General features: G+C 74.7%; 16 protein-coding genes and 1 pseudogene. 7 read left to right on the forward strand and 10 right to left on the reverse strand.

Annotation, left to right across the window (positions count from 1 at the left end):
• Positions 1 to 78: 78 nt before the first annotated feature.
• A complete protein-coding gene (locus AB0O82_RS14060; RefSeq protein WP_363583365.1) occupies positions 79 to 1,518 on the reverse strand; it encodes a UbiD family decarboxylase in 1,440 nt (479 codons plus the stop codon).
• Positions 1,519 to 1,733: 215 nt separating this feature from the next.
• Here AB0O82_RS14060 and AB0O82_RS14065 point away from each other — a divergent pair, with 215 nt between their 5' ends.
• Complete coding sequence (locus AB0O82_RS14065) at positions 1,734 to 2,792, forward strand: Lrp/AsnC family transcriptional regulator (protein ID WP_363583367.1); 1,059 nt, start codon at positions 1,734 to 1,736, stop codon at positions 2,790 to 2,792.
• Positions 2,793 to 2,957: 165 nt separating this feature from the next.
• On the opposite strand, the gene AB0O82_RS14070 is transcribed toward AB0O82_RS14065, so the two are convergent.
• Entirely contained in the window at positions 2,958 to 3,170 is a 213-nt protein-coding gene (locus AB0O82_RS14070; RefSeq protein ID WP_363583369.1) for a cold-shock protein, read from the reverse strand.
• Positions 3,171 to 3,443: 273 nt separating this feature from the next.
• Between AB0O82_RS14070 and AB0O82_RS14075 the strand changes: the two genes are divergently transcribed.
• The 5 genes from AB0O82_RS14075 (at position 3,444) to AB0O82_RS14095 (ending at position 8,808) form a co-directional block, all read left to right on the forward strand.
• A complete protein-coding gene (locus tag AB0O82_RS14075; RefSeq protein WP_363583371.1) occupies positions 3,444 to 4,457 on the forward strand; it encodes a 3-oxoacyl-[acyl-carrier-protein] synthase III C-terminal domain-containing protein in 1,014 nt (337 codons plus the stop codon).
• Complete coding sequence (locus tag AB0O82_RS14080) at positions 4,454 to 5,197, forward strand: glycosyltransferase (protein WP_363583373.1); 744 nt, start codon at positions 4,454 to 4,456, stop codon at positions 5,195 to 5,197. The genes AB0O82_RS14075 and AB0O82_RS14080 overlap by 4 nt, the downstream gene beginning before the upstream one ends.
• 109 nt (positions 5,198 to 5,306) lie before the next feature.
• Positions 5,307 to 6,779, forward strand: a complete 1,473-nt coding sequence (locus tag AB0O82_RS14085; protein WP_363583375.1) for a class I adenylate-forming enzyme family protein — start codon at positions 5,307 to 5,309, stop codon at positions 6,777 to 6,779.
• A complete protein-coding gene (locus AB0O82_RS14090) occupies positions 6,776 to 7,894 on the forward strand; it encodes a cytochrome P450 (protein ID WP_363583377.1) in 1,119 nt (372 codons plus the stop codon). Before AB0O82_RS14085 ends, AB0O82_RS14090 begins: the two co-directional genes overlap by 4 nt.
• Positions 7,894 to 8,808, forward strand: coding sequence for an NAD(P)-dependent oxidoreductase (locus AB0O82_RS14095; protein WP_363583378.1), 915 nt, complete (start codon positions 7,894 to 7,896; stop codon positions 8,806 to 8,808). The genes AB0O82_RS14090 and AB0O82_RS14095 overlap by 1 nt, the downstream gene beginning before the upstream one ends.
• Before the next feature lie 242 nt (positions 8,809 to 9,050).
• Here the strand turns inward: AB0O82_RS14095 and AB0O82_RS14100 are convergent.
• From AB0O82_RS14100 to AB0O82_RS14110, 3 genes and pseudogenes are all read right to left on the reverse strand, one after another.
• Positions 9,051 to 9,146, reverse strand: a pseudogene (locus tag AB0O82_RS14100) (DUF1963 domain-containing protein); the annotation flags it as partial.
• 171 nt (positions 9,147 to 9,317) lie between these two features.
• Positions 9,318 to 10,283, reverse strand: coding sequence for a hypothetical protein (locus AB0O82_RS14105; RefSeq protein WP_363583379.1), 966 nt, complete (start codon positions 10,281 to 10,283; stop codon positions 9,318 to 9,320).
• Complete coding sequence (locus AB0O82_RS14110) at positions 10,280 to 10,612, reverse strand: PadR family transcriptional regulator (protein ID WP_079136622.1); 333 nt, start codon at positions 10,610 to 10,612, stop codon at positions 10,280 to 10,282. Before AB0O82_RS14110 ends, AB0O82_RS14105 begins: the two co-directional genes overlap by 4 nt.
• Before the next feature lie 249 nt (positions 10,613 to 10,861).
• On the opposite strand from AB0O82_RS14110, the gene AB0O82_RS14115 reads away from it, so the two are divergent.
• Positions 10,862 to 11,374 (forward strand): GNAT family N-acetyltransferase, encoded by a 513-nt coding sequence (locus AB0O82_RS14115; protein WP_363583381.1) that lies wholly within the window; start codon positions 10,862 to 10,864, stop codon positions 11,372 to 11,374.
• Here AB0O82_RS14115 and AB0O82_RS14120 read toward each other — a convergent pair.
• The 5 genes from AB0O82_RS14120 to AB0O82_RS14140 form a co-directional block, all read right to left on the reverse strand.
• Complete coding sequence (locus AB0O82_RS14120) at positions 11,349 to 11,522, reverse strand: hypothetical protein (RefSeq protein WP_363583383.1); 174 nt, start codon at positions 11,520 to 11,522, stop codon at positions 11,349 to 11,351. The two genes, AB0O82_RS14115 and AB0O82_RS14120, sit on opposite strands and share 26 nt — an antisense overlap.
• A gap of 66 nt (positions 11,523 to 11,588) precedes the next feature.
• A complete protein-coding gene (locus tag AB0O82_RS14125; RefSeq protein ID WP_363583385.1) occupies positions 11,589 to 11,747 on the reverse strand; it encodes a hypothetical protein in 159 nt (52 codons plus the stop codon).
• Positions 11,748 to 11,749: 2 nt separating this feature from the next.
• Positions 11,750 to 12,280, reverse strand: coding sequence for a GNAT family protein (locus AB0O82_RS14130; RefSeq protein WP_363583387.1), 531 nt, complete (start codon positions 12,278 to 12,280; stop codon positions 11,750 to 11,752).
• Between the two features lie 109 nt (positions 12,281 to 12,389).
• Entirely contained in the window at positions 12,390 to 13,730 is a 1,341-nt protein-coding gene (locus AB0O82_RS14135; RefSeq protein ID WP_363583389.1) for a hypothetical protein, read from the reverse strand.
• 433 nt (positions 13,731 to 14,163) lie between these two features.
• Complete coding sequence (locus tag AB0O82_RS14140; protein WP_363583391.1) at positions 14,164 to 15,012, reverse strand: SAM-dependent methyltransferase; 849 nt, start codon at positions 15,010 to 15,012, stop codon at positions 14,164 to 14,166.
• Positions 15,013 to 15,052: the final 40 nt, after the last annotated feature.

Raw genomic sequence — 15,052 nt, forward strand, 5'->3', positions numbered from 1 at the left:
TCCTGGCGTAGGGGGGAAGGGCCGGAGGGGAGGGTGAGGGAGGGGGCGCGCCGCTGCTCCCTCACCGCCCCCGGCGGGCTACAGCGCCAGGACGCCCGCCCAGCGTTCGCGCAGTCGCTCGCGGGTGGCCTGGTCGACGCGGTTGGCCGCCGGGTACCGGTCCTTCCACGCGAACGGCTTGCACGCGTCGATGAGCACGATGCCCATCGACAGGTCGCCGGTGGCGAGTCTGTCGGGTGCGAGCCGGGGGTCGATGGCGGTGGTGGGCGCACGCAGGACCTGGATGGACTCGGTCGGGTGGACGCGGGTGAACATCGCCCACAGGACGTGGTTGATGTCGGTGATGTCGATGTCCTCGTCGACCACGACGAAGTACCGTTCCATGCCGCCGGTGCGCTTGCGCCCGGCCGCCGCCAGCAGCGCGTGCATGGCGTCCCCCGCGCCGGTCTGCTCGATGGAGACGACCATCAGGAGCTGCCGGGCGTAGGCCCACACGCCCTTGACGTTCTGCACGCCGGACGCTTCCAGGTGGTCCCAGGTCAGCGACGCCGAGTAGAGCGGAACGGCCTGGTCGCCGGCCGGGATGGTCGGCAGCATGGGCGGGGCGCCCAGGATGATCGGGTCGTCGCGGTGCAGGATCCGGGTGACCCGGACGACGGTCTCCTGGCCCGAGTGCGTGTAGTAGCCGGTCCACTCCCCGAAGGGGCCCTCCAGGACGGACTCCTCCTCGACCGGCGGCAGTTCGCCCTCGATCACGATCTCGGCGTGCGCCGGGATCGGAAGCTCGCTGCCCGGCGCGTACAGGACCTCGACGCCCTCCCCGCGCAGCCCGCCCGCCAGGTCGTACTCCGACATCCCGGACGGTGCGGCGATCGCGGCGGCGGTCGACAGGATCGGGTCCTGGCCCACCACCACGGCGATCGGGCAGGTCTGGCCGCGCGCCCAGTACTTCTCGGCGATCGCCTTGGCGTGCCGGTTGCCGAGCATCCACAGCGACAGCCGGTCGCGGCCCTGGACGCAGGCCCGGTAGGTGCCGACGTTGACCCAGCCGCTGTCGGGGTCGCGGGTGATCACCATGCAGGCGGTGCCGATGTAGCGGCCGCCGTCCCTGTCGTGCCAGCGCGGGGTGGGGAAGATCCCGAGGTCCACGTCCTCGCCGACCAGGACGTTCTCCAGGACCGGGCCGGTGGCGACCTCCACCGGGGGAACGGGCTCGATCCGCTTGCTGAGGTCCTTCCAGGCCCGCACGATGTCGAGCTTGGGGGTGTCGTGCGGCAGCCCGAGCGCCACCGCGGTGCGGGCGGGCGTCCCCATGAAGTTGGTGAACACCCGGTACCCCGTGGGGAATCCCGGAATGTTGTCGAACATCAGGGCGGGGCCTTCCCGCTCCGCCAGCAGTTCGGTGATGCCTCCGATGTCCAGGTCCCGGTCGGCGCCGTCGATCTGGAGGACTTCGTCCTTCCCGAGGGCCTCGGTCAGGTGGTCGATGTAATGCCGAAGATCACGGAATGTGCTCATCTGTCGTCGGGGAGCCGGGTGGTGTGCCCGGATCTCCCCTCCTCCTCTTCCTCGCGGGTGGCGGCCGAGCCTCGGCGCGGGCCGTCACGGGGATCGCAGTTCCGCGCGGACAGGCGCCGCGTCGGCCTGCGCACCGATGATCCGGATCGGCCGCGAGCGGACGCAACGAGTCCGGACGTAGGTGCCGGATACCGCCCCGGGTAGGGTCTGGATCCGTGGAATCCCTCAATCTCCGGCTGATCCACGCCCTGCAGATCGACGGGCGCGCCCCCCTGTGCCGGATCGCCTCGGTGCTGGGCGTCTCCGAGCAGGTCGTCGCCCGCCGCTACGCCGCGCTGCGCGAGAGCGCCGGGCTGCGCGTCATCGGCCGGCTCAACCCCCGGCCCGTCGGGCAGACCGTGTGGGCGCTGCGACTGCAGTCCGCCCCCGGCGCGTCGCTCGGCCTGGCCCGGGCCCTGGCCGCGCGGGAGGACACGCGGTGGGTCCAGCTCGCCTCCGGCGCCACCGAGATCATCTGCCATCTCGTGGCGCACCGCGACCGCGCCCAGGACGCGCCGGTGCAACTGCTCGACCGGCTCCCGGGGGTCACCTCGATCACCGCGCAGCGCGTGCTGCGGCTGTTCAAGGGCGGCCCGACCACCTGGGGCGCCCTGACCTGCGCGCTGGACCAGGACCAGCGGGACGCGCTCGCCCCCGCGTTCCCGCCGCCTGCCTTCCCACCCCCGAGGCTCCCGCCTTCCGACGCCCGGCCGTCGTCGCCGTCCTGGGCGCCGTCGCTGGAGCCCACCGGGCTCACCGAGCTCAACGACCTCGACCACACGCTGCTCGCCGCGCTGGCCCGCGACGGCCGTACGACGTACGCGGCGCTGGCCGCCGAGGCCCGCTGCCACGAGTCGACGGTGCGCCGCCGGATCGCCCACCTGCGCGCGGCCGGAGCGCTCTTCTTCGTCGTGGACGTCGACGAGCGGCTACTGGGCAGCCCGACCACCACCGCCATCTGGATGTCGGTGCGGCCCTCGCACCTCGCCGCCGTCGGCGCAGCCCTGGCGGAACACCCCGAAGTCGCCTACGCCGCCGCCACCACGGGGCGGACCAACCTCCTCGCCGCCGTCCTCTGCCCCGACGACGAGTACCTGTACGACTACCTGACCGACCGTCTCGGCGCCCTCCCGGGCATCGACACGGTCGAGACCGCCCCGATCGTCCGGACCCTCAAACGCGTCGGCACCGTCGGCCGCCACCGCAACCGGCCGGCCGGCACCCGGCGCGGCTGAGGACCGTCGAGACGTCGGGCGGCTGACCGCCCGGCGAGCCGGCCAGCCGTTCAGAACGGCTTGGGCGGCCCCGATCGAACGGAGGCCGCCCAGGGCGTGATCTCCCGCATCTCCCGCATCTCCCGTTCGGACCGGGGCCCGGGGGAGGAAGGGGAGGAACTGCTACTACCCCACCACCTGGACCTCGTCGGCCTGGAGCCCCTTCTGGCCCTGGACCGCCACGAAGGTCACCTTCTGGCCCTCAACCAGGGACTTGAAGCCGCTTCCCTGGATCGCCCGGAAGTGAACGAACAGGTCCGCTCCGGACTCCGGGGTGATGAAGCCGTAGCCCTTCTCGTCGTTGAACCACTTCACCGTGCCGTTCTGCCGCTCTGCCACAGCCACTCCTGTTTTCCGAGGATCGAGGATCTACGAGACGCAACATGCCGATCATGACAGGGCTCGGGGTCTCGGCGGGGCTGTAACGCGAAGTTGGTCGGCCGCTGCGGCGAGTAGCCACCCGGACCGGTGACGGCACCACGGGTGCTGCACGCGCCGGAGTCCCGGCAACCGTCCACCGTCCATCTGCGCAGACGTGATCGGGTAGCCCGGCGGGCCGGCCTGAGTACCCGTACTCAGGTCGGCCCGGTCGTGCCGCCGGAGCATGGGGGCATGCACACAGCAGCAACACCGAGGATCGGCATCACCGCCGTCGGCTCCCACCTGCCGGCCCGCCGGCTCACCTCCCAGCAGCTCCAGGACGAGGTCACCGCCGGCGGCCGACTCGCCCTGCCGGAGCGGATGTTCGAGAAGGCGACCGGCATCCGCACCCGGCACTTCGCCGCCGACGGCGAGTACGCCTCCACCCTGGCGGTCGGCGCCGCCCGACGCGCCCTCGCCGCCCGTGCACTGCGTCCGCAGGACGTGGACCTGCTGCTGTTCGCCTCCGCCACCCGGGACGTGTGCGAGCCCGCCACCGCCCACATCGTGCAGGCCGAACTCGGCACCCGTGCACACGCGTTGGACGTCAGCAACGCCTGCAACAGCTTCCTCAACGGAATCGACCTGGCCCGCGCGATGATCCTGGCCGGCCGGGCCCGGCGTGCCCTGGTCGTCACCGGCGAGACACCCAGCCGGGCCATGCTCCGCACGCCGTCCTCCCCGGCGGAGTTCCGGGACGGCTTCGCCGGCTACACCTTCGGCGACGCCGGGGCGGCCGTCGTCGTCGAGGCCGTGGAGCGGGGCGGCATCCTCGACGTCGGGACGGAGACGGCCTCCGAGCACTGGCCGGCCGGCGGCATCCCCGGCGGCGGCTCCCGCCACCCGCGCGGCGACGAGTACAGCTACTTCCGGGGCGGCGGCAAGGAACTGCGCGGCATCTTCGAGGAGATCGGTCCCGCGGCCCTGGCCCGGCTCGCCGCCCGCACCGGCCTCGGTTGGGACGACTACGCCCGGGTGCTGGTGCACCAGGTGACGATCCCCTACCTGGAACGCTTCGTCGAGCTGACCGGGGTGCCGGCCGGGAAGCTGGTCCTGACCGTGCCGGAACTCGGCAACGTGGCCAGTGCCACGCTGGGCGTGCAACTCGACCGAATACGCGGCATGTTGGCGCCTGGCGAGAAGGTGCTGCTGATCGGTCTCGGCGGTGGCGTCAGCCTCATGACCATGGTCTGGGAGGCTTCGTGAGGACCGACCTGTGGGTGGTGGTCCCCGCCTACCAGGAGGAGGCCCGGATCGAGGGCGTGCTGCGCGCCCTCACCGGCCAGCGCGACCGTAACTTCACCCTGCTCGTCGCCGACAACGGCTCCACCGACGGCACCGTCGCCCTGGTGCGGGCCTTCGCCGCCCACGCGCCGTTCCCGGTCGAGGTGGTGGTCGAGCGGGAGAAGGGCGTCGGTTCCGCGGTGGACACCGCCTTCCGGTACGCCATCGCCCACGGCGCCACCCTGCTCGCCCGCACCGACGCCGACTGCCTGCCCGAACCGGGCTGGACGGCCGCGGCCCGCGCAGGGTTGGTCGCCTCCGGCGGGCTGGTCTGCGGCCGGGTCGCCGCCCGCCACGACGAGCACGGCCCGGCCGGGCGCGCGGTGTTCCTGGCACTGGTCGCGCTCGGCGCCTTCTTCGGCCGGATCCGGCCCGCGCACCGCCGCCGACACGGCTACCTGACCCCGTACCGGATGCACGCGGGCAACAACATGGCGATCACCGCCGAGCTCTACCTCGCCGTCGGCGGCATGCCCCGGCGGCCCTCACCCACCGACCGGGCGTTCCTCAACAGGGTCCGCCGGCACACCACGGCGGTGGTGCGCCGCCGCGACATGGTGGTGCAGAACTCCACCCGGCGCATCCGCGCGTACGGCGTGGTGGGCACCGCGCGCTGGTACCTGGAGCGCGGCGCGGGGCCGCGCGCCGTCGACGTGCGCTGACAGCCCGCGCGCCTCGCTCCTCACCGGCCCTTTCCCGACCGGACCCGCTCCGCAGCCGCAGCCCGCAGCCCGCAGCCCGCCACTCCGCAGCCCGCCGAAGGACCCCGCCATGCTCGACCGGCTCACCCACGCCCTGCGCACCGACCACCCCGACCGGCCCGCCGTCCTGCGCCACACCCGCCTGGGCACCGTCCGCCCGGTGATTCGCCGCGGCGAACTCGCCGACCTGGCCGACGGCTACGCCGCCGCGCTGCACGCCCACGGCCTCGGCCCCGGCGACACCGTCGGCGTCGCCGTCCGGCCCGGGCCGCGCGCACTGGCCGTCATGCTCGCCGCGCACCGGCTGGGCCTGCGCATCGCCGTCCTCGACCCGACCGCCGGGCCCGACGTGCTCGCCGCCCGGCTCACCCTGGCCCGCCCCGATCTCGTCCTCGCCGACGCCGCCGCCCAGGCCGTGGCCGGCTGGGCCGGGCCGCTCGCCCGCCGCGCCGACCTCGCCCTGCCCCGTCTCACCGCACTCGGGCCGGTCGCCACCCTGGGCCGCCGCCTGCCCGGTTGCGCGCCGCACCTGCGCCCTGCCGGCGCGACCCCGCCCGCCCGACCTGACGGAGGCCCGGAAACGGACGCGGTGATCGTCTTCACCTCCGGCACCACCGCGCGCCCGCGCGCCGTCGTCCACACCAGGGACGGGCTGGCCGCCGGGCTGCGCACCGTCGCCGACCTGGTCGACCCGCGCCCCGGGACGGTCGTCCTCGGCGGGACGTTCTTCGTCCTCGTCCCGGCCCTCGCCGCGGGCGCCGCCGTCGTGCTGCCCGCCCGCCGCCCCGCCGCGCTCGGCCGCCAACTCGCCCGCCTCGACCCCGCCCACACCTACCTCACCCCACCGCAACTGCGCGCCGCCCTCGCCGCCGGGGCCCGCTTCACCGGCCGGGTCTGGACGGGCTCCGCCCCGGCCGACGCCGCCCTGTTGCGCCGGGTCAAGCAGTCCGGCGCCCACCAGGCCTGGAGCGTCTACGCGCTCACCGAACTGTTCCCGGCCGCCGCCGTCGAGGAGGCGGACAAGAGCGCCCACGACGGGGACGGCGACCTGGTCGGAGCCCCCCTGCCCGGCGTCCGCGCCCGGATCGCCACCGGCGGTGAACTGCTGCTCACCGGCCCGGGCGCCCGCCACCGCTACCTCGGCGAGGACCCCGACCCCTGGGTGCGCACCGGCGACCGCGCCGCGCTCACCCCCGACGGACGGATCGTCCTCGCCGGCCGCCTCAAGGACATGGTGCTGCGCCGCGCCGAGAACATCTACCCCGGCCTGTACGAACCGGCGCTGCACCTGCCGGGCGTCGAACTCGCCGTCCTGGTCGGCGTTCCGGCCGGGGACGGCGACGAGCGGCTGGTCGCCCTCGTCCAGCCGGCGCCGGGCACCGACCCGCGGCGCCTGCGCGAGGCCCTGCGCCGACCGCTCGACCGGATGGCAGCGGCCCGGCCGGACGCCGTCCTGTTCGGCGAGGTCCCGCTCGCGGGCCGCTCCCGCAAGCCCGACCGGGCGGCGGCCGCCGCGCACTGCGCACGGGAGCTGGACCGGTGACCGACCCCGTGCCCGCACCGACGCCCGCATCGGTGCCCCCGCCGCCGCCCCCACCCGCCGCCGCCCGCCGGGCCCGCCGCCGGGACCGCCGCGTCTACCTGCGCAGCCACCCCCTGCTCTTCGCCCTGCTCGCCGCCACCCGCCGCCGCCCGGTGGTCCGGCTCGGCCGCACCGTGCTGGTGCACGGCACCGAGGCCTACCGCGAAGCGCTCACCCGGGTCCCGCTGGACCGCACCGCACCCGGCACCACCGGCGGCGCAGCGGCCGAACTCACCGTCGGCGGACTGCTGTTCGACCAGGACGGCGCCGAACACCGAAGCGCCCGCCGCGCCCTGGCCGGCGGCCTCGACACCGCCGCACAGCAACGGATCCGCCCGCACTGGCAGGCCGTGCTCGCGACGCGGATCCCGGACCTTGCCGCCGGCGAGCTCGAAATCGTCTCACTGGCGCGCGAGTTGGCCGGTGTCACGGCCGCCGCCCTGACTGGCGCGCAGTCCTGCCCGCACCGCCTCGCCCACGCCGCGGCCGACGCCGCCGCCCACGCCGCCCGCGACCACCTCCCCGGCCCCCGCCGCCGCAGCCCGGACGCGGTCGCCGCCGCGGCCCGGCTCGCCGCCCTGCTGCCCGACGCGCCCGACGCGCGTGACGCCATGGTGGCCGTCGCCGCCGTGAACACCACCGTCGCCGCACTGCCCCGGGCCGTCGCCTGGTGCGCCGACGCCGGGCTCTGGCCGACCGTGAGCGAGACGACCGCACCCCGCCTCGCCGCCGAACTCCTGCGCCTGACCGCCCCGTCCCCGCTGCTGCCCCGGGTCGCCGCCGCCGACACCACCCTCGCCGGGCACCCCGTACGGGCCGGCGACCGACTGGTCCTGGTCGCCCGGCACGCCGCCCGGGCCCACCGCCGCGGCCCGGCCGACGATCCCGCCGCCACCCAGGCCGTCTTCGGCGCCGGCCCGCACGCCTGCCCCGGAGCCGGACTGGCCCGCGCCCTGCTCGCCGACCTCCTCCTGGCGCTCGCCCCCCACCACCCGGTCGTCACCCGCGCCCGGGTCGACCGCCGCAGCGCCCTGCCCGGCTACGCCGAACTCACCGTCCGACGGGGAAGATCCTGATGCACCTCGCCATCACCGGCGCCACCGGCTTCTGCGGCGCCCACCTCGCCCGCACCGCCGCCGCCCTGGGCCTCGAAGTCTCCTGCCACGGCCGCCGCCCCGGCCCGGTCGGCCGCCACCGCCCCTGGGACGCAGACGAGGGCGAGCCCGACTTCACCGGCGCCGACCTCGTCGTCCACTGCGCCGCCGCCGTCGCCGACCTGCCCCCGGGCGATCCCGCCGAAGCCCACCAGCACGCCGTCAACGTCACCGGCACCGAACGCGTCCTGCGCGCGGCCGCCGGCCGCCCCCTCGTCCACGTGAGCAGCGCCAGCGTCTACGACCCGCGCACCACCGCCCGCACCGCCCCCGCCGCCACCGCCGCCCCCGCCGTCACCGAGGACCACCCCACCGCCGCCGGCCACCTCAACGCCTACGGCCGCACCAAGGCCGCCGCCGAACGCCTCGCCCTCGCGGCCGGCGCCGTCGTCCTGCGCCCCCGCGCCGTCTACGGCCCCGGCGACCCCCACCTCGTCCCCCAACTGCTCGCCCGCGCCCGGCACGGCCTGCTCCCGCTGCCCGGCCGCGACATCCCGCTCAGCCTCACCGCCGTCGCCAACCTCACCGACGCCTGCCTGTCCGCCCTCGGCCTCACCGGCACCCCGCCCTGGCCGCCCGGCGCCTACAACATCGCCGACGCCACCCCCTACCGCCGCGACGACGCCCTGCGCCACGTCCTCACCGCCCACCGCGTCCCCGCCCGCATCGCCCACCTCCCCGCACCCCTCGCTCGCCTCGCCGCCCGCACCACCCGCATCCCCGGACTCACCCCCTACACCGTCGACCTCCTCACCCGCAGCGTCGTCCTCGACCTCACCCGCGCCCGCGCCCAGGGCTGGATCCCCACCCACACCCTCACCGACTACCACCCCTGACACCCGGCCGGGCCCGGTTGCCGCGACCGTGTCCATCCGACCCGCCGAGCCGTACCTCGCAGACCCTCTCCGCGCCAACGACCGGTCAGGCCAGCTCGACGAATCGGTGGACGCGGAAGCACGTGAGGTGACATCGCCGCCTCGTGCCCGTCGTGGTCGGAGGTGCGCGGTGACCAGCGTCGAGGAACTGAGCATGCGGGCGACACTCGGTTCGACCCGGGTGGTGCCGGTGGTCGGTCACGCAGCGGACCGCCCACGGAACTCGCCGCCACGTCCGGTCGCCCCGGTCGCGGATGGAGTCGGGTGGTGGTTTCTCGGTAGGCCGTCAGTTCCAGCAAGGGCGCCTCGACATCGGTGCTGTCGAAGCCGTGAGCACAACGGCTGTTCCGACAGACCGATGTCCGGACCTACCGACCTTGTTGCAGCACCTCGGCGCGTCGGCCTTCGCCGAGCTCCGGCCGGCCGGACTCACCGGGGGAGAGGGCCAGGGCGTCCTGGCGCGGAGCCGGTCAGGGGCGGGAGACACGGCCCCGTCGGGGGAGACGGTCGATGAGGAGGATCGCGCTTCGGGCCGTCAGGTAGCCGAAGGCGGACGGGATGAGGAGCTGAGGCAGCATCGCCGCGACCGACGCGTGGCCGCCGAGGAGTACGGGGGTGAGTACGGGCGGCGCCGCCAGGACGGTCGCGGCCAGGGCCGCGTTCCCGGCCGTCCGGGCGGTGAAGGCCAGGGCGGCACCGGTGGCGAGCGGGGCCCAGGTGCCGAAGCCGGAGGTGAGGATCCGCTCGGCGGATTCGCCGGTGATCGTGGCGCCGATGCCCAGGGCCGTGACCGTGGCGGCGACCAGCCAGAGCCCGGCACCGGTCCTGCGGGTCCGGTCCGGCGGGGCGACCAGCAGGACGAGGGTGTTGAGCACGATCAGCCCGAACCCCCGGGGGCCGAGGCCGAGTTCGGCCGCGGTGCGGAAGTCGAGGTCGAGCAGCCCGAAGCGGCACATGGCGTAGAACAGCGGCGCCAGTACCAGCGACACCAGGGCCAGGGCCCGTGCGGCCGACCAGCGGCCGGCCACGACCGCGCAGGCCGTCAGCACAGCGGGGACGAGCAGCGACATCGCCGCCAGGAGCGCGCCTCCCACCGGGACTCCGGCGGGGAAGCCGGGGGACTCGGGGCTGATGGCGAGCCGCAGGTTCCGCCACAGGTAGGTCGCCGCGTACGTTCCGGCCAGTATCGCGGCGAGCGGCGCCGCGATGGCGAACGCCCGGCCCGGCGGCCGGTGGGAGACCATCCCCAGCCGGAGCCGGGCCCCGTGCCCGGCGACGTCGGCCACCTCGCGCAGCCCCGCCGCGGAGCCGGAGCGGGCGATCCGGTGCTGGGCGAGGTCGGCGACCTCCGCGAGTGCACCGGCGCCGTAGGAAGCCGGGTACAGCCGGAGGGCCCGTTGCAGCAGGCGCGTGTTCAAGGGGTGCTTCGAGGTCATGCCGTGCCTCCTGCGGGACGGGTCCAGGTCTGCGTCAGGCGCCGGTCGGCCTCGCGCAGTGCGGAGCGGAGGCGTTCGGCCTCGTTCCTGAGCGACTGTTCACCGTCCGGGGTGAGGGCGAACACGCGCCGGGGGCGCCCGTCCACCGTCTCCTCGCGCTCGACGCGGATCAGCCCCTCGGCCAGGAGTCGGTCGAGGGTGCCGTACAGGCTGCCGGCGCCGAGCCGTACCCGGCCTTCGGAGATCGCGGCGACCTCGTCGCCGAGCGCGTAGCCGTGCCGGGGCCGGTCGGCCAGCGCGGTGAGGAGCAGGAAGGTCGGCTCCTGCATGGAGCGTTTGTTCTTCACGTTCCCCACCATAGTACGGTGACCGTAGTGTCTGGCAAGGCCCCTGTGAAACGGACCCGGGCTCACCAGGAGCTGCTGGAGCCGGTGGTGACGGCGTCGTCGATGGCGGGTGGCGGTGACGTTCGCCGAGCAAGGGGGTCGGCACCCCACGCGACGGAAATCCCGTGGCTGCTGTGGTCCACGAGGAGGAGGATCGCCCGCAGGCATGCCCACCCTCACCCTGGAGATCCCGTGTACGAGACCGAACGCCTGACCCTGCGCCAGTGGCGGCCCGCCGACCGCGACCGTGCGCTGGACATCTACTCCCGCTGGGAGGTCGCCCGGTGGCTGGGCGCGGAGCCGAAGGTGCTGGCGGACGAGGGGGCCGCGGAGGCGCTGATCGGGCGCTTCCGGGAACGGTCGGTGAACCCGCCGTTCGGGTGCTGGGCCGTGGAGCGGCGGGACACGGCAGTGCTGGTAGGCACGGTGCTGCTGGCGCCGATTCCGGACGGGGACGGCGCGGTGGAGGTGGGGTGGCACTTCCATCCCGACAGCTGGGGGAGCGGTTTCGCCACTGAGGCGGCCCGGGCTCTGGTGGCGGCCGGGTTCGCGAGCGGGCTGGCGGAGGTCCACGCGGTCGTTCGGCCGGGCAACGATCCTTCGATGGCGGTCTGCCGCCGGTTGGGGATGGCCGGGCGCGGACTGACTGACCGCTACTACGGGACCGAGATGGAGCAGTTCACCCTTTCGCGGCCTTCAGGATGACGAACGTCGGATCCACAAGGACCACCTGATCAGCGACGGCGGCGGCATCCCGTTCCGTGTGATCATCACCGCGGTCGACGTCAACGTCGTCACCCGGAGCCTCGCCCCGGCCGACGGCGCCCCACCCGTCGCCGACCGGATCGGCCACCCCGCAAGCGGCCCCGACGTCCCGGTCCCTGCAAGGCTCCGGGCATCACCGAAGGCGCTGAGGCGGCTATGCCGCGCGGTGCAGTGCGTCCTTGTGCGCCGCCGCAAGCGCCTGCCCCGAGGTGGTGGCGAGGTCCGGCACGACACCCACGACTCGCTGGGGGAAGACGTACCCGGCCGTGATCCGGTCCAGGGCCAGGCCGATGATCTCCGTGTTGGTAGGCATGGTCACGGCCTCCACTCTTCGGCGAGGAGCCCGAGGACGGCCTCGTCCGCGAACTCGCCGCACACCCAGGCGGAGCGGCGGAGCGTTCCCTCCAGGGTGAAGCCGGCCCTGCGGGCGGCCGCGATCATCGGGGCGTTGTCGGCGAGGGTCTCCAGTTGCAGCCGGTGCAAGCCGCGTACCGCGAAGCCGTACTGGCAGAGCACCCTGACCACATCCGTGCCCAGGCCCCGGCCGCGCAGGCCAGGGCGCAGGGCGATCCCGAGGTGGGCGGTGCGGTTGTGGGTGTCGATGCCCCAGAGCACGGCCTCCCCGGCCAACTCCCCCGAGGCCAGCTCCAGTACGGAGAAGCAGGCCGCTTCCTCCGAGGGCGGGGTCAGCGCGTAGGGGGACTCTGCCGCGCCCGGCGAGATGGGCCGCCAGGGGCGGGAGTCGGCCCGGGATCGGACGGCGACGTCGTCGTACAGTTCGGTCTGCAGAACGGCTACGTCGCTCTCGTGGCGTGCGCGGAGGGCGATCTTGAGTCCTTGTATCATGTCACATTGTTATCAGGGCCGTGTCGGCCGCTCAACCGAATTGGACCCTCTCCGGCGCGTTGCACCGTCGCCGTCATCGGGAGTGCCGGAGAGGGGAGTTCGACCGGAGTCAGAGTGGCGGCAGGCGGCGGGCCAGGAGCTCCGCGCCGGTTCCGTTCAGGGTGCTGAACAGGACCGTCGTGCCGAGGGCGTCCACGCTGGGGGCGGTGGAGGCGCCGGGGCGCTGGCTGCCGTCGGCCGCCGTGCTGACGCGTTCGGTCCGGCCGGTCCACAGGTCGCGGCGGAAGACGTCCGCGACGCCGTTGGTGTCGCCGGGGACGAGGGCGGCGGAGTCGGAGGCGAAGTAGACCCAGCGGTCGTCGGCGGTCATGACGGCGGGCTGGGAGTCGACGGCGGAGACCGTGGTCACCGTGCCCGTGCGCAGGTCGCGGGCGTAGAGGCGGACTTGGACGACGTCCTGCTCGCGCTCGAAGACGCGGAAGAGGGCGTAGCGGCCGTCGGGGCTGAGGCGTCCGGCCTTGGCGGCGTCGCGCAGGGTGCCGGCGGCGTCGATGCTGGCGCCCTGGATCCGGCCGGTGCGCGCGTCGTAGGTGTAGAGGGGGAAGAGCTGCCGTGCGGGCGGGGGCTTGGTGGCGGCCGTGGCCGTGGCCGTTGTGGCCGTCGTGGGCGCGGTCGGCAGCAGGTTGGTCGCCTTGGAGCGGAAGGCGACGGTCTGGCCGTCGGCGCTGAGTGAGGGCTCGACCGAGCCGCCGTCGGCGGCGGCGCCGTCGCGGCCGGTGCTGACCAGGCGGGTGGTGCCGGTCCGACGGTCCGTCAGGTGGATGTTCTGGACGCCGGGCTGGGTGCCGGGCTGGGTGCCGGGGGCGAGGTCGGAGCGGTCCGAGGTGTACGCGACGTACCGGCCGTCGGCGCTGATCGCCGGGTCGAGCGAGTTGCCGGCGCCGGTGCCCGCGGTGAGCGGTTCGGTGCGGCCGGTCCAGCGGTCGCGGACGTAGACGTCGAACCGGCCGCCGCCGTGCTGCCCCGGGACGACGTCGGCGGCGTTCGTGCTGAAGGCCACGTACCGGCCGTCGGCGCTGATCGCCGCCTGGTTGGTGGAGCCGTCGAGCTGGCCGCCGTCGTCGGCCACGCTCACCCGCTCGGTGTGCCCGGTCCACAGGTCGCGGACGAACACGTCGTACAGGCGGTTGGTGTCGCCGGGCACCAGGTTGGCGGCCAGCGAGGTGAAGAGGGCGTAGCGGCCGTCGGCGCTCAGGCCGAGCGGCTCCGACCAGTCGTCGGCCGGGGTGCCGTCGGGGGCGACGTTCACCGTGACGGTGCCCTCCGGGAGCGGCGCGGCCTGGGCCTGGGCCTGGACCTGGGCCGTGGTGGCGGCCAGGAGTGCGGCTGCCAGCACGCTGCCGGCCCGTACCGCCCACCGGCCGCGGGTCCTCGCGTTCGTCCGTTCCACCTGAACCGTCCTCCCCTTGCCTCGGGCCGTACCGCCTCCCGCCCCCGCCGGCCGGCTCGGGCCGAGCCAACCGCCCGGCCGTACCGGCGGTCAACGGGGCCGGACCGGTCATGGACACGATTTCGCCAACTCCCCTCCACCTCCCGACCACGGCGAATGCCGGTCCGGCCGGACCCGGTGGGCATGCCACCTGCGGGATCCGGGAGTTCGGGAATGACCGTTGACGAACCCTTTGCCGGAACGCGCTGGACGTGGCGGCCACGGTCCCGCACATCCGCGACCTCCAGCGGGACGTCCCCGCCGGCGGCCTGGACTCGTTCACGTGAAGTGGCAGCGTCCGGGCGGCTGCTGGGCGGATCAGGCTCCCCTGGAACCGATGATCCGGGGAACCGCAGAACCGCAGAACCGGAGAACCGGGGAACCGGGAGGCGCCCTACCGGCGGACCGCCGAGACCAGTCCGCCGGGCTGCTCCTCGCGCTGCGCCGGGGTGCTGACCGGGCGGCCGTAGGCGGCGGCGCGCTCGCGCAGAGTGTGGCTGTCGGCCTCCCAGCCGTGCCCGGCCAGCCAGCGCACCGGGTCGTCGGGCATCTCCGAGACCCACATGGACGCCGCCGAGCCGGGCACAGCGTCCGCGCCGAAGCGCTCGATCACGCCGCGCGAGCCCAACGTCAGCCCCATCCGACTGCCTGCCGCCGACTGCGCGCTGATCCGGGCCAGCAGCAGCTCCACCGCGTCCTCGGGCAGATAGATCAGCAGTCCTTCGGCGATCCACACGGTCGCCGCGGCCGGGTCGTGCCCTGCGGCGGCCAGCGCGGCCGGCCAGTCCTCCCGCAGATCCGCCGCGACGGTGATCCGCTCGCAGCGTGCGACGGCCCGCTCCTGGCGCAGCACCGAGGCCTTGAAGTCCAGTGGCGCGGAGGTGTCGACCTCGAACAGCCGGGTGCCCTCGGGCCAGTCCATCCGGAAGGCGCGGCTGTCCATGCCGGCGCCGAGCAGCACGACCTGCCGGACCCCGGACGCGGAGGCCTGCCGCAACAGGTCGTCGAGGAACTTCGTCCTGATGACGATGGAGAACGACACGGCCAGTCGGCGGCGGCGCGCGGCCTCGTCAGCGGGTGGCGGCGAGGAGGGCCACAGGCCGCCGGCGGTGGCGAAGGCCTGTGCCAGTGGGTCGCGGAACAACGCGTCCACCCGCTCGGTCTCCAGCGCCCGCACCCTGGCCACCCCCACCGCCGTGGCCCACACTCCCGACGGCTGCACCCGCTCCTGCTCATCAGTCACCGCGCCAGCCTAGATGATCGATCCCGAGGGGCCTGATGAG

Origin of the sequence: Kitasatospora sp. NPDC088264 (assembly GCF_040685715.1) — a bacterium.
Classification (GTDB): Bacteria; Actinomycetota; Actinomycetes; order Streptomycetales; family Streptomycetaceae; genus Kitasatospora.

Coding starts and splice junctions, on each gene's coding strand:
- AB0O82_RS14085 (WP_363583375.1), top strand. CDS start 5,307: ATGCTCGACCGGCTCACCCACGCCCTGCGCACCGACCACCCCGACCGG.
- AB0O82_RS14075 (WP_363583371.1), top strand. CDS start 3,444: ATGCACACAGCAGCAACACCGAGGATCGGCATCACCGCCGTCGGCTCC.
- AB0O82_RS14125 (WP_363583385.1), bottom strand. CDS start 11,747: ATGCCTACCAACACGGAGATCATCGGCCTGGCCCTGGACCGGATCACG.
- AB0O82_RS14110 (WP_079136622.1), bottom strand. CDS start 10,612: ATGCAGGAGCCGACCTTCCTGCTCCTCACCGCGCTGGCCGACCGGCCC.
- AB0O82_RS14130 (WP_363583387.1), bottom strand. CDS start 12,280: ATGATACAAGGACTCAAGATCGCCCTCCGCGCACGCCACGAGAGCGAC.
- AB0O82_RS14060 (WP_363583365.1), bottom strand. CDS start 1,518: ATGAGCACATTCCGTGATCTTCGGCATTACATCGACCACCTGACCGAG.
- AB0O82_RS14105 (WP_363583379.1), bottom strand. CDS start 10,283: ATGACCTCGAAGCACCCCTTGAACACGCGCCTGCTGCAACGGGCCCTC.
- AB0O82_RS14095 (WP_363583378.1), top strand. CDS start 7,894: ATGCACCTCGCCATCACCGGCGCCACCGGCTTCTGCGGCGCCCACCTC.